The 14,803-nt window shown below is 68.3% G+C and carries 4 protein-coding genes; 2 read left to right on the top strand and 2 right to left on the bottom strand.

What is annotated here, in order from left to right; translation table 11 throughout:
- Window positions 1–26: 26 nt before the first annotated feature.
- Window positions 27–10,565 carry a LysM peptidoglycan-binding domain-containing protein gene (locus tag O3301_RS02630; protein ID WP_305055444.1) on the top strand — a complete coding sequence of 3,513 codons (10,539 nt, stop codon included), beginning with the start codon at window positions 27–29 and terminating at the stop codon, window positions 10,563–10,565.
- A gap of 15 nt (window positions 10,566–10,580) precedes the next feature.
- Here O3301_RS02630 and O3301_RS02625 read toward each other — a convergent pair whose 3' ends face one another.
- Together O3301_RS02625 and O3301_RS02620 are read right to left on the bottom strand one after the other, a co-directional pair.
- Window positions 10,581–11,531, bottom strand: coding sequence for a 2-hydroxyacid dehydrogenase (locus tag O3301_RS02625; RefSeq protein WP_305055443.1), 951 nt, complete (start codon window positions 11,529–11,531; stop codon window positions 10,581–10,583).
- A 111-nt stretch (window positions 11,532–11,642) separates the two neighbouring features.
- Window positions 11,643–12,332, bottom strand: a complete 690-nt coding sequence (locus O3301_RS02620; protein WP_305055442.1) for a hypothetical protein — start codon at window positions 12,330–12,332, stop codon at window positions 11,643–11,645.
- Window positions 12,333–12,566: 234 nt separating this feature from the next.
- Between O3301_RS02620 and O3301_RS02615 the strand changes: the two genes are divergently transcribed.
- Complete coding sequence (locus tag O3301_RS02615; RefSeq protein WP_305055441.1) at window positions 12,567–14,768, top strand: TonB-dependent siderophore receptor; 2,202 nt, start codon at window positions 12,567–12,569, stop codon at window positions 14,766–14,768.
- Window positions 14,769–14,803 lie beyond the last annotated feature (35 nt).

Genomic DNA, 14,803 nt, shown 5'->3' with positions numbered 1-14,803 from the left:
ATGACTGATTCAAGGAGCAAGTTCGTATGGCCACCACCGATACCGCGCTGGAAAACCTGCAGCAAGCCATCGTCAACGCCGCCAGTAGTGGCCCGTTCGCCCTCGATGCCGCCTTCCTGGAAGCGGGCCTGGCCGACCCGGACGTCGCGCCGCCCGAAAAATTCGACGCTATCATCGGCCAGGCATTCCAGATCGACGCGGCGCAGTTCCTGATCAGCTGCGCGGCAGCCGACGTGGGCGCCGTGAGCGACGGCGTGTTTACGGTCAGCAAGGCGAGCCTGCCCTTCATCGGCGGCCTGCTGCAAACCCCGGCCACGCTGGTGTTTTCCACGCAGCCTGCCGCCGCGCGCTCGTCGGCCGACGACGGGGATGACGGCGGGGATGACGCGGCCGTGCTGGTGGTGCAGGTGGCCGCCAGTCCCGCCGACTGGAACTGGGACAGCAGCTTTCCCTTCATGGGCGGCTGGCCGTTCAGCGAGTTGCCGCTGTCGGGCGCGCTGCTGGTGTTTTCCAGCGCCGACGGCGTCTATCCATGGGGCGGCGACAGCGCGCTGTCCGTCACGGGCGGCGCCAAGCAGAACCTCAGCGCCAGTGTGGCCATGCCCGCCTTCGTGACGCCGTTTCTGGAACTGTTTTCCGACCTGGCGGCGCCGCCGGGCAAGCTGCAGATCGGCGGCTACCTGGACATGGCGCTGTACGACGGCAAGACGTTCGAACTGGGCGGCCTGATGCCCAGCGGCGTGCTGTCGGCCACGCTCAGCGAGCTCGACTGCACGTTCGCCGGCTATTTGCGCGTGGCGGCGCCCAGCCTGACCGTGACGATCCCGCCGCCCGTCGATGCGCCGCCGCCCGACGCCCTGCTGCTCGACGGCGGCATGCAGCTGCTGCTGCGCGGCGCCGGCGAAGCGGACGACGAGGAAGCGGCCGACGGCGACCAGGCCGCCACGCTTGCCTTGACGGCCACGCTCAGCGTGGAAGGCGCCGGCGCCGCCGATTACACGCTGTCGCTGCTGCTGCAGCCATCGAACGCCGACGGCGACGGCAACTACGCGGTCAGCCTGGAAGCGGGCAGCGACGGGCCGCCCCTCAGTCCCGCCGCCGCCATCGGCCTGATCGGCGGGGGCGCCAGCTATTTCCGCGCCACCCCGGCCGTGCTGCAGGAGTTCCTGACGTCGTTCGGCCTCGGCGGCATGACCATCAGCGGCAGCATCCCGCCCAAGGCGGCGCCCACGGTGGACCAGGTCACGCTGCAGCTGCGCAGCGTGCGCGATCTCAGCTGGCAGCCCATCCCGGCGCCCACGCCCGCGCTGAGCTTTACCATCACCTCGTTCTTCCTCGACTGGACGGCTTACCAGCCGCTGGCGAGCAAGGCCAGCGGAAAGTCGCGCTATGAATACCTGTTCGGCACCACCTTCACCCTGTTGCCCACGGTATTTCGCAACCTCGACGGCACGCCGGGCGGCGAATTCGACGTGCAATTCAACTCGGCGCAGCTGTTCCAGGCCAGCTTTCCCGGCAAGGCCACGCTGTCGGACTTCCTGTCCGTCGTCTCGAACGGCCTCGTCAGCCTGCCCGACACCATCCAGGCCGAGGTGTCGAATATCGCGCTGAGCATAGACGGCGCGGCCCAGTCCTTCGCGTTTTCCAGCGACTACGCCATCAGCCTGTCCTTCCTGACGGTGGGCGGCGCGCCCATCCTGAGCATTTCGGATGGCCAGATCAGCCTGTCGGGCATCAGCGCCACGGTGGCCGCGGACAAGCAGGAAGGCGCGCTGGCCCTTGTCGAGGCCGGCAAGGCGGGCGCCGGTACGGCCTGGGCCGGTTCCATTTCCGGCTTGCTGGGCGTGGGCCCCAGCCTGCAGGCGGCCGTCAGCGTGGCATACAGCAGCCAGGAAACGCCGCCCCGCTGGACCCTCTCCGCCTCGCTCGCGCAGGAACTCGACGTGGGCGAGATGATCAAGCAATTCTTTGCCGCCGGCGGCATCTATGATTTCCCGGTCTTCTTGCCGGGCAACCTGAAGATTTCCGCGTTCGCCATCGACGCGGTCATTCCCAGCGGCAAGCCCAGCACGGACCTGGCCACCAGCTACACGGTCGACACCACCTTTACCTGGCTGTTCTTGCTTGGCCAGCAACAGATCGGCTTGCAGAAAGCCACGCTCTCGGTGCAGTATGACGGCGCCAAGCCGGCCGCGCAGCAATTCTCGGGCAAGGCCGATGCCGTATGGATCTATACCGCCATCAATCTGAAGCTGGGCTTCGGCTATGCGTTCCAGCCGACGGACAAGGGGCCGAACCACACGCTGTACGTGAGCTGGGAAGGCTTCACGGCAACCTATACCAGCGGCAACGAGATGCTCAGCTTCACCCTGGCGGGCTGGTCCCTGGGCAGCCTGATCCAGGCGCTCGTGCGCACGCTGGGCGATCCGTATTTCGTGCTGCCGTCGCCGTGGGACTTGCTGAACCAGGTCACGCTGGACGGCCTGTCCGTCAACGTGTCGCTGAAAACCGGCGAAAAGAACCGCCTCAGCGCCACCTACACGCTCAGTTCACCCCTCAACCTGGGCTTCATCGTCATCCGCAGCATCGTCTTCAAGCGCAATACGGACGGCAAGGTGACCCTGGCGCTGGACGCCACCGTGCCGCCATTGCTCAAAGGCAGCATGGGCGACTTGCTGGACCCGGACAAGGGACAGGACGTGGAAGAGATGCCCAGCGTGCCGGGCGCCGGTTCCAGCTATTTCAAGGTCTTCCTGCTGATGCTGGGCCAGCGCGTGGCCATCAACGGCGCGTCCGACTTCAGCTCGACCAAGGCCGTCATCGATGCGCTGGCGGGCGTGCCGCCCACCACGGGCAAGAACAATCCCGTCAACCCGGGCAGCGGCGTGCACGGCCAGCCGTATTACCAGCCGGACAGCAACTGGCTGATCGCCGCGCATTTCGGCGTGCTGCAGACGGCCGGCGTGTGGGCCGTCGACGTCCAGATCGTCTTCAACGATCCCAACCTGTACGGCTTGCGCCTGACCCTGGGCAGCCCCAAGATGGGCGGCCTGGCCGGCCTGGTGGTCGATATCCTGTACAAGAAAATCAGCGACGACGTGGGCCTGTTCCAGATCGACTTCACCTTCCCCGACAGCATCCGCAACCTGAACTTCGGCGCCGTCAGCGTGGTGCTGCCGATGATAGGCATCAAGATCTACACGAATGGCGACTTCCTGATCGACATCGGTTTTCCCTACAATATGGACTTTACGCGCTCGTTCAGCTTCAGCGCCATCGTCTACGGCGTGCCGGTGCTGGGCTCGGGCGGCGTGTATTTCGGCAAGCTGTCGGGCGCGACGGCGACGCAGGTGCCGAAAACCGATCTCGGGTATTTCAATCCCGTCATCGTCTTCGGCCTGGGCCTGCAGCTGGGCCTGGGCTACAACTTCGTCAAGGGGCCGCTGAAAGCCGGCTTCGCGCTGACCGTGTTCGGCATCATCGAAGGCGTGATCGCCACCTACCATCCGTACGACCGCAGCAACGCTGTCGCGCTGGCCAACGCGGGCGCGTCCGGCAGCGTCCAGGAAAGCAGCTATTTCAAGCTGACGGGCACGTTCGGCGTGATCGGCATGCTGTACGGCGAAGTGGACTTGAAGATCATCAGCGCTTCGCTGCTCGTCAATATCACCGTGTCGGTGCAGATCGGCTACGAATCCTACCGCGCCATCCCCCTGTCCGTGACGGCCTCGGTGCGCATCAGCCTGCGCGTCAAGATCGACCTGGGCATCTTCAGCTTCACCATTTCCGTGGGCTTTTCCGCCACCGTCAGCGCGCAATTCCGCATCGGCGACGACAGCCGCGCGCCGTGGGATGGCGGCGGCGCGCTGCGCCTGGACAGCCTGGCGCGCGGCCGTGCGCGCACCCTGCCGATGGAATTGCAGGCCGCCATGCTGCGTGCCGGACCGCGCCGCCAGCCGCGACGCGTGCTGCGCACCGATGCCAAGCCGGTGCTGCAACTGGTGACGGCGCCGCAATTCACGGTGCTGGCGCCGCAGGGCGCCACGGCCAGCAGCGCGCAGCAAGGCGCGTTCGTCTGCCTGTTCGCCATGGATGCGCCGGACCCGGCCGCCGGCGGCGCGCGCACCGGCACGACCTCGTTCGACCTGCTGTGCAAGGCGTATTTCCCGTGGCTGCTCGACGCCCTGCAGCCGGCGGTGCGGGCCGACGCCGAGGCGCTGGACCTGGCAGCCGCCGCGACCGCCAGCGTCACGCTGGCGCAGCTGGTGGCGGGCATCCAGGTGCTGGCCGACCCCGCCATGCAGCCATTCGGCATGGGCGACCTGCTGCACTTCCTCGCCGACAGCTTCATCGTGAACATCAGCGCGCCGGGAGCCAATATGGACGGCGCCACGCTCTTCCCGCTGTTCGACGGGCTGCGGCTGGACGTCCCCGACCCGCAAGGCGGCGCCGGCACCCAAGCTATCGACCTCGAGACCTACGCGACGGCGACGGAACAGTACCGCAGCACGGTGGCCGGCGTGCTGCGCCAGGTGGCCGCCAAGGTGGGCAAGGCGCCCGCCAAGCCCGCGCTGCTGGCGCAGGACGACGCCGAGCCCGAATCGATGGCGGCCTTCATCTTCGTCGACGTCTTCAGCCTGATCGGCCGCGCGCTGCTGCAATCGGCCATCGATGCCTTCGACAATTACAGCTATGCGCTGCAGCCGGGCGACAGCATCGCCGGCATCGTCGCCGCCTTCAACCGGGCCGGCAACGCCATCGACGCGGACGACGTGTCGCTGCCGAATGCCGCGTATCCGCTGAACGGCGCGTTGCCGCTGCAGGTCGGCGGCCTGTCCGCCGTGATCCAGGCCGGCGATACGCTGGCGGCCATCGCCGCCCGCTACACGGATCCGGCCGGCGCCGGCGGGCGCTGGCAAACCACCGCGGCCCAGCTCATCGGCGCGAATGCCGAACCGCGCGCGCTGCGCACGGGCGTGACGCTGGTCTTCGACTTCGGCGCCGGCGCCGTCAGCCACGTCACAGCGCCCGGCGACAGCTTCGGCGCCATCGCCGCCGCGCTGGGCGTGCCGCTGGCCACCCTGGCGCAGCAGGCATCGCTGTATGCGCGCGCCGACCTGCTGCTGCCGACGGCCATTCTCACCGTGCCGCCGCTGGCCTATACTTCCGTCGCCGGCGACACCCTGGCCGGCATCGCCAGCCGCTTCGCCGCCACGACGGCCGCGCTGGGGCGCGACAATGCCGGCGTCGCCAATCTGTTCGCCGCGGCTCCGGGCCGGCTGGCCATCGCCCACCTCGACGCCTTGCCGCTGGAGCAGCTGTGGAGCGGCGTGCAGGCGAGCGGCGCCGTGGCCCAGGCCGCCGGCCAGGTCGCGCGCTTCATCACCTATGGCTTGCGCCTGCCGGTGGCGGCGGGCCTGAGCCTGTCGCCATCCTTCCTGTATAGCAAGACGCAGACCGACTACGCGCTGTACCAGCTGACGGGCCAGCAATTCCCCACGCCCGCCAGCGCCGCCGGAGGCTACCGCATCGGCCTGGGACGCAATGCCGTTTCGCATGGCGTCGCCCTCGATTTCATCACCTTCGCCGGCGCGCCCGGCACCAGCCTGCCCATCGACCTGGGCGCCGCATACGGCTTGCTGTCGGGCGTGCTGGCGTATGCGCAGGCAGGCAACTTCGTGCCGTCGCCTGCGCTGCACATCCTGCCGCTGGCGTCCTTGCAGCCGCGCCAGTTCCCTGCGGCAGGCTACGCCGCCTGGATCACCGCCGACCTGACGCGCCTGACGGCCGTGACGTCCGGCGCCGCGCCAGGGGCGCGCGCCGCCGCCAGCCAGGCCACGCCCGCGCCGTATCTGTGGCAATTGCCCGACGCCATGCTGGCCAGCATCACCCAGCGCCAGGATACGCTGCAGACGCTGTACCCCCAGGCGCCATACGCGGACATACTGGCCCTGATGCCCGCCTATCGTCCCCGCATCGGCAACACGCCGCCCAACAGCAGCAGCACGGTGTTCCAGGACTTGAGCGGCTATGCCTATGCCACGCGCGTGGACTTCCAGATCACGCGCATGCCGGCCGCCACCGTGGCCACCAACGACGCCAGCGGCACCGCGCTGGCCAGCGCCGCCACCCTGGCCCACGTATACGAGCTGGTGGGACCGTCGGCCGCCGACGCCCAGCGCCTGGAATACTTGCTGAGCGGCATGGCCGCCGTGGGCGAAACCCTGGTGGCCGGCCTGTTCCTGCTGTATAGCGAAGGCGGAAGCGACCAGGTGGCGCTGACGGGCCAGGCCGATGCCGACTACCTGTGCTTCCTGACGCAAACCAATCTGTCCACGGAAAGCCATCCGCCGGCCAGCCGCATGCTGCTGGACGCGGCGGGGACGGTCCTGCCGCGCGGCATAGCCAACAGCCCCTCGCAATTCATCAAGCTGCTGTGGGAGCAATCGGTGGTGCGCGGCGGCGGCTACTATCTGTATTTCGAGGACATGGTGTCGGGCGCCGGCCTGCCCCCATCCGTCTTCGACGCCACGGGCACGGCCACGCTGACCCTGGTGGTGCCGCAGGCGCGCCAGGCGGCGGGCGCCGCCGACACCGTGCCGAACTTCGTCAACGCCCTGCTGACGACGCAAGCGATCGATCCGCAGCAAGACGTGCTGGTGTTCGAATCGCTGAGCAAGCCGGCCAAGAGCCAGCCTTTGGCCCTGGCCGCCACGCGCACCTTGAGCGCCGTGGCCGCCACGTACGGCATGGGCGTGGGACAGCTGGCGCGGCAAAACGCCGCGCGGCCGCTGCGCGCCGGCGCCAGCGTGCCCGTGGCCGGCATCCTGCACCAGCTGAACCAGCAAGACATGGCCGCGCCCGCGCAAGCGCTGGAGCAGCTGGCCGCGTACTACTCGGCCGGCGCCACCCCGCTGAGCGCGGCACAGATCGCCGCCTACAATCCCGGCGTGACGGTGGCGCTGGGCGCGACCATGCGCATTCCGCCGCTCGTCTACCGCGTGCCCGCCGCCTCTGGCGGTCCCGGCAATACCTTCGCCGCCCTGGCCGCCTACTACGGCTTGTCGGTGGACGCCCTGGCCCTGGGCGCGGCCGCCACCGAAGGCCTGTACGCCGATGGCGCCGTGCTCGACGTCGACAGCCTGGCCCTCGATGCGCAAGCGACCTTGGCGCCGGGCAACCTGTCGTTCCAGCTCAAGCGCACCAACGACGGCGTGCCCGTGCTGCCGCCCAATCCCACGCCGCAGCAACAGCAGCAATATGCGCAGGCGACCCTGTCCGCGCTGTACAACACGCTGTCGGCCGGCCTGGGCCGCAACCCGTTCTTCCTGCCCAGTCCCTACAGCCTGCCTTTCGGACCGCAAGACCATGCGAACGACAGCGATGGCGGCGACAATGGCGACGATGGCGAAACTCACCGCCGGCGCTATGCGGCCGCGGCCCTGGCCGATTACGACTACCGCCAGGCGCTGGGCTACCTGGGCAACAACAGCCAGGGACGGCCGTTCGCCACGCTCAATGCGGCGCCGGCCAATCCGCCGGCCGGCCTGCCGCCCGCCGCCGACAATCCCTACCTGGGCGTGGGCGGCCATGCGTCGCTGGCCCTGCGCTGGCAAGACCTGTTCGGCAACACCACCGTCACGCCGTTCGAAGCGCCGCCGGCCGGCTACACGGGAGCGCTGGACCAGGCCCCCGCCCCGCTGCGCTACACGGATCGCCTGCTGGGCCTGTCCGCCTGGCCGAAAGTCCAGGCCAGCTACCTGTATGGCACGGATGGTGGCGGCGCGCCCGCGCTGCTGCTGACCTTGCGCATGGATGGCCTGGCCTACGCCACGCCAGCCGACGCGGCGCAAGACTTGCCTTTCTATCAACGTCTGTACTTCCAGCTGCACCAGGACTATACGGGCCTGGGCGTGCCCGGACTGAGCGGAAATGCGGTGAGCATCTCCCTCAGCAACTCGCTCTTGGCCACGCCGCTGCAGCCGCTGGACGAGGCCCGGTCGCGCCAGGTGCGCGACTTCGCCGCCGCCTGCGTCATCTACCTGCAAGCCCTGGCCGGCGGCGGCAGTGCCACGGCGCCCGCCGCCACGCTGTCGGTGCCGGTGCCGCTGGCGCAACTGGCCAGCGCCAACCGCATCGCGCTCGACGTTGCGCTGGTGCTGACGCGCCAGGCCATCCTGCTCGATCCCGCGCTGGCGGCCCTGCCGGACGGCGCCAGCGTGGTCAGCGCCGTGCTGCCGCAGGCCGACACGAATGGCGGCGCGTCCAGCTTCACCACGTTTGCCAAGGCGCTCGAAGCGTGCCTGAAGACGCCGCAATGGTCGATGCGCGCGGGCGCGGGGCTGACGCGCATAGGCAGCGCCGGCCAGCAGACGCAGCAGTTGTTCGCCGTGCGTTTCAGCAACACGCCCGGCCAGGGCATCCATTTCCGCCTGGGCCAGCAAGCCAGCTACTACGCGCCGTTGCCCGTCGCCAATTCGCTGGAAAGCCGCACGGTCAGCATCGACGCCTATCCAACCAATACGCCGCATGCGCTGACGCTCAATAGCGTCGACCTGAACCTGTGGCTGCAAAGCTGTCTCGACGCCATCGACAAGTTCCTCTCGGCCACCTATGCGCCGCCCGCCTACATCCTCGATCGCCTCAACGGCGTCGCCGATCCGCTGCAGAGCGGCCAGCTGGGCCTCGTACTCAAGGCGAAACAGACGCTGGCCGACGTCATCAGCGCCACGGTCAGCCCCGTGCTCAGCAGCAGCGCCGGGGACGAAGCCACGCGCGTCAGCGCGGCCGCCACCATGCGGCAGCAGCTGCTGACCACCCTGGGGCCGGCCTTTGCCGCCGGCGCCGTGGTGGTGTACGGCGTGGACCAGGTCACGGGCGCGGACGACGAAGACGAGGGCGCGCCGCCAGCGCTGTACGGCCAGCCCGCCGGCGCAGGCACAGCCGACGGCGCGGCCGGCGACGGCAACCAGAACTACACCTTGTTCCCGACCCGGCTGCCTTTGCTAGGCACGGCCGCGCAGGACCAGAGCCGGCTGTCATTCAACTTCATCTCGAAGAACGTCGAAGGCCAGGCCTATGTGCCGCTGGACTTGCGCTATCAGATCACGCACATGGAATTCGACCAGCGCCCCGTGCCCGGCATCGAAAAATACCTGCAAAGCCAGTGGCTGCTGTTCATCACCGGTCCGTTCGAGGTACCGCTGGGCAATGGCACGCAATATATCCCCGTGCTGAACCGCGCCCTGCCCGTGCCGCCCACGGTCAACCGGCAGACCGCCACCGCGTCCGCCGCGCCGCAGGGCGGCCGCATGCGCCTGGCCGCCGGTGGCTTGCAGCCGGCCCAGCTGGCCCAGTGGGATTACGGCTTCAGCTATACCTACCGCCAGGCGGCGCAGGATGCCGTGCACGTCAGCGTCGTGCTCAACGTGCCGTCGCAGGTAGCCAGGCTGTCCGCGGCGACCGGTCCCGACCTGTTCACGGCGCTGGCCGCCTTCGTCAGCAACTATCCGCTGATCTCGGCTGACCTCGACGCCTTCCTCGCGCCCCTCGACGGCAAGCAGGATACGCCCGATAGTGTCGCCAAGGCAACACTGGCCACCACCGCCTTCCAGCAGCTGGTGACCCAGGTGGCGGCCAGCTATGGCCAGCATTTCGGCACGGCGCGGCTGGCGGCGGCGCAAGGCGAGGCCAGCGTGGCCGTGGAATTCGACGCGCGCCTGGAAGACCATGGCGGCGACGCCTGGTATGCGCTGCTCAATGTCACCGTCGGCGGCGCGCCCGCCACCTACGACCCGCTGTCCGGCACCCTGAGCAACGGCACCGTCAGCGTGCCCGTGCCCGTGCTCGACATCGATGCGCAGCAGTACCGGGCCACGCCGGCCACGCCCACGCCACCCGATGCGCTGCTGGCCTACCGCTACGCGGCCATCGCCGCCGACGCGCCCGACCTGTCGTTTGCCGCCGCGCTGGCCAATACCGGCCGCGAGGTGCGCATGCCGGGGCTGAACGTGATGGTGTACAAGAACGCCCAGGCTTCGCTGTACGTGCAGCGCAACCGCTACCTGTGCCCGCCCAGCCAGACGCAGGTGTCGACCATGCACGCCTTCCTGTACCAGACGCCGGTCGTCAAGTTCAGCGACCCCATCCTGCCACGCCTGAGCTGGCAAGGCTATGATTTGCGGCAAGTCGCACCGGTGGGCGGCAGCGATGTGGCGGCCTATATGCGAGGCTTCTTCAACGCCCTCTTCACGGGCGCCTCGGGCAGCGTGCGCATCGCCATGGATGGCAGCTATTCCTACAGCGTGATGCCGGCCGTGGCGGGCTTTCCCCGCACCTCGCTGCCGGTCAGCCTGCTGCCGGCCGTGCTCGCGCCCATCGATGCGGCCCAGCCTCCCGCCGCGCCCATGGCCCTGGTGGCCCAGGTGCAGCAATGGTATGACACGCAGCAGCCGACCACGGATGGCGGCGCCGCCATGGATTTCCGCCTGAACTTCTTTACGGACGGCGCGCCCGAGCAACTGCTGCTGGCGCTCGAAGACGTGCGCTGGGTGGTGCGGCCCTGACGCGGCGGCGCGGCGTCAGGGCACGGGCGTGAGCAGCGGCAAGCCGGCAAAGTGGGCTTGCAGATTGTCCAGCACCAGCTGGCCCATGGCGTGCCGCGTTTCCACGGTCAGGCTGCCCACGTGCGGCGTGAGCACCACGTTCGGCAAGGCGCGCAAGGCGGCTGGCACGCGCGGTTCGTCCGCGAACACATCGAGGCCGGCCGCGCCCAGGCGGCCATCCTGCAAGGCGGCGATCAGCGCATCTTCGTCGATCAGCGCGCCGCGGGCGATATTGATCAGCGTGCCTTGCGGGCCGAGCGCGTCGAGCACGCTGCGCTCGACGATCTTGCGCGTGGCCGGCGTGCCTGGCGCGCAGACGATCAGATAGTCGCTTTCCTGCGCCAGGGCCAGCAAGGATGCGGCGCGCGGCGCGCTCGCGCCGGCAATGGCGCGCGGCTGGAAGTAGCGCACCTTGACGCCAAAGGCGGCCAGGCGCAGGGCGATAGCTTGCCCGATCTGGCCGAAACCGAAGATGCCGGCCGTCTTGCCGCGCAGGCTGGATGCGGGGGCGATGGCCTCGCGGCGTTCCCAGCCGCCGTCGCGCACGAAACGGTCGAGCGCCACGATATGCCGCGCGCTGGCCAGCAGCAAGGCCAGCGCCACGTCGGCCACGTCATCGGTCAGCACGTTCGGCGTGGTGGTGACGGCGATGCCCCGTTCGCGCGCCACGTCCAGCGCCACGCCGTCGAGGCCCACGCCGTTGACGGCGACGATTTCCAGCTTCGGCAGCAAGGCCATGTCGGCGGCGTTCAAGCCCAGCGCGCCCGTCGTGACGACCCCGCGGATGGCCGAAGCGCGCTGGGCCAGCCAGGCGTGGCGCTCGTTCGCCGGCACTTGCCAGGCGTGGTGGCAGGTGTAGTGCTGTTCCAGCTGCGCGTTGACGGCGGCCGAAGGGCTGGGAGCGAGGATGAGGAGTTCGGGGAGCATGGGCGTCCAGGTTGGTGTCGACAGGATTAGCAGACGCAACTTAGCATATTTGGGAACCGGCCGGGGTTGAGCGCCCCGTATGCCGTGAAAACCGTGTACTGCGCGGAAACTTTAGCCCGGGCAAGGCACTCGTTTGACCTTGCCGCCCGTCCTGGCCGGATCGGCGCCCGAGCCCGGGTTCTCGGCCATGCCAAAGCACGTGGCGCCGCCGGCGCTGACGACGCGCGTGGCGGGCCGGCCGTCGGCCGTCAGGTAGTCCTCCACGCGGATGACGGGGCCGCCGCGCCAGGCGGAGGCGACCAGTTTCTGGAAGGTGTTTTCGCTTTTGAGGTCGACAGCGGCCAGCCACGGCTGGTCTTGCCTGCGTTCGCCGCGCAGGGCCTTGTCGGCGGCGCCCGCCGCCAGCCGGGCGCGCGTGCGCAAGTCGGCCGTGGAAGGCGCCGTGGCCGGCGCGGCGGGAAATTCCTCGGCCGGTACGGTGATCGCTTCGGCCGCCACGGGCGGCGGCGCGAAGAAGACGGGCGGCGCGGCGGGCGGCGCAACAGCCCGCGCGCGCGGCGAAAAAGCCGGCATGGGCATCGGCAAGGCCATCGGCGGCGTCTGCGGCAACGCGCGGGGCGGCAGCAAGGTCATGAACGCCACTTCCGTGTATTGCTTGAGCTGCCGCGCCGGCAAGAGCAGGAAATACAGGCCCAGCACGTGCATGGCCAGGATCAGCGCGACGGCCGCGCCTTTCAGGCTCAAGCCGTCCCGTATGCGCATGCGCATGGAAGCGGACGGTAAATGGCGAAGCAATGGCATGCGGTGTCCTGTGGGCGCGGGGCGCGATGACCTATTCTAGCGAAACTTGGATTTGTACATTAATAAATCCACAAGGTATCGCCTGGCGCGCCTTTTTCCGCCAGATTCCAGCACCCTGGCCTGCCCGGTGTTGTACGAATGGCGACTTTTTTGCTCGCTTTCTCACACTTTCCCACGCGCTGTGCCACGCTGGAATATAATGATAATCATTCTCATTAATATCCAGATAACTCCATGCGCAGCTTCCACCTCGTCCCTACCCCGTTCGCCCTGGCCGCCTTCCTGCTGGCCAGCGCCGCCGCCCACGCCCAAGCCACCGCGCCGGCCGGCGACGCGCAAACCATGCCCACGGTAGTCGTCAATGCCTCGGCCGATGCGTCGGCGGAAGGCCTGTCGAAGGCGTATGCGGGTGGCCAGGTGGCGCGCGGCGGGCGCATGGGCATCCTCGGTGCCGTGGACATGATGGACTCGCCATTCGGCAGCACCAGTTACACGCAGCAGTTCATTGCCGATCAGCAAGCGCGCAGCGTGGGCGACTTGCTGCAGAGCGATCCGGCCGTGCGCATGTCGCGCGGCTATGGCAATTTCCAGGAAGTGTATGTGATCCGCGGCTTCGCCCTCGATTCCGACGACGTGGCGTACAACGGCCTGTACGGCGTGCTGCCCCGTCAATATGTCTCGCCCGAATTGCTCGAGCGCGTGGAAGTGTTCCGTGGCGCCAGCGCCTTCCTGAATGGCGCGGCACCGGGCGGCAGCGGCATCGGCGGCGCCATCAACCTGATGCCCAAGCGCGCCGGCAATGCGCCGCTGACGGAATTGACGGTGGGCGTGGAATCGGGCGGCCACGCCTATGCAGCCATCGACGTGGCGCGCCGCTTTGGCGAGCGCCAGGAATTCGGCGTGCGCGTCAACGCCGCCAAGCGCCAGGGCGAGACCGGCATCAAGCGCGAAGACCACGACGTGGGCATGTTCTCGGTCGGCCTCGACTACCGCGGCAGCGGCTACCGCCTGTCGGCCGACGCCGGCTACCAGAATTTCGACCTGACATCGCCGCGCCCGTCCGTCGGCATTGGCAGCGTGGCCGTGCTGCCATCCGCACCCGATGCGTCGAAGAACTTTGCCCAGCCGTGGAGCTATTCCAAGGAACACGATGTGTTTGGCACGGCGCGCGCCGAAGTGGATCTGGCCAAGGATGTCGTGGCCTGGGCCGCATTTGGCTCCCGCTCGACCAAGGAAGCCAACAGCCTGGCCGAGCCGACGTTGACTTCGATCAATGGCGACGCCACGGTGTCGCGCTTCGACAATGCCCGCAAGCAGGAAATCCGCACGGGCGAACTGGGCATTCGCGGCAAGCTCGTTACGGGCGCCGTCAAGCACACCCTGGTGGCCAGCTGGTCCGGGCACTGGAATGAAGCGAAGAACGCGTATGCGATCGGCGACAAGTTTGCCACCAACATTTACGCACCGGTTGACGTGAGCCCGCCGCCGGCGCCCTACACGGGCGGCATCATGAGCGACCCGCGCATCACCCAGAAAACCATCCTCAACAGCTACGCCCTGGCCGACACCATGGCCTTCCACGACGACAAGCTGCTGCTGACCGTGGGTGTGCGCCGCCAGCAGATCAAGGATGCCGGTTACGACTACAACACCTCGGCGCCGCAAGGCAAGGCCTATGACGAGAGCGCCACGACGCCCGTGGCCGGCATCGTGTTCAAGGCCAGCAAGGACGTGTCGCTGTACGCCAACTACATCGAGGCGCTGGTCAAGGGACCGACGGCCACGGGAACGTATCTGGAAAACGGCCAGCAGGTCAATGTTGAGAACATGGGCGAGGTGTTTGCGCCGTATAAATCGAAGCAAAAGGAAATCGGCGTCAAGTATGACGGCGGCAAGCTGGGCATGAGCGCAGCCCTGTTCACGACAAGCAAGCCTTTGCTGGCCGTGCTCGGCAAGCGGGCCGAACTTGATGGCGAGCAACGCAACCGCGGCCTGGAATTGTCGATTTTCGGCACGCCGATGCAGGGCGTGCGCCTGCTGGGCGGCTTGACCTGGCTCGATGCAAAGCTCAGCAATACCGGCGTGGCCGCCAACAATGGCAAGAAACCCATCGGCGCACCGGAAACGCAGATGAGCGTGGGCGGCGAATGGGACGTGCCCGGCGCGCCAGGCCTGACCCTGAACGCCCGCACCATCTACACCTCGACGCAATACGCGGACCTGGCCAACACCCGGCAATTGCCATCGTGGACCCGCCTCGACATCGGCGCGCGCTACCTGACGCAAGTGGCGGGCCGTGACGTGACCTTGCGCGCCCGCGTGGATAACGCGACGGACCGCAATTACTGGTCGTCGGCCGTGTCGTCCTTCAATATCGGCTCGCTGGTGCTGGCCGCGCCGCGCACCGTCGTGGTGTCGGCCAGCGTGGCGTTTTAAAGACCGCGCGCCTGTCGCACGATGAAAAGCTGCCT

The organism is Janthinobacterium sp. SUN211 (assembly GCF_030587315.1).
GTDB lineage: Bacteria > Pseudomonadota > Gammaproteobacteria > Burkholderiales > Burkholderiaceae_D > Janthinobacterium > Janthinobacterium kumbetense.
The sequence above is the reverse complement of the archived record's forward strand: the minus strand, read 5'-3'. Positions and strand labels throughout refer to the sequence as shown.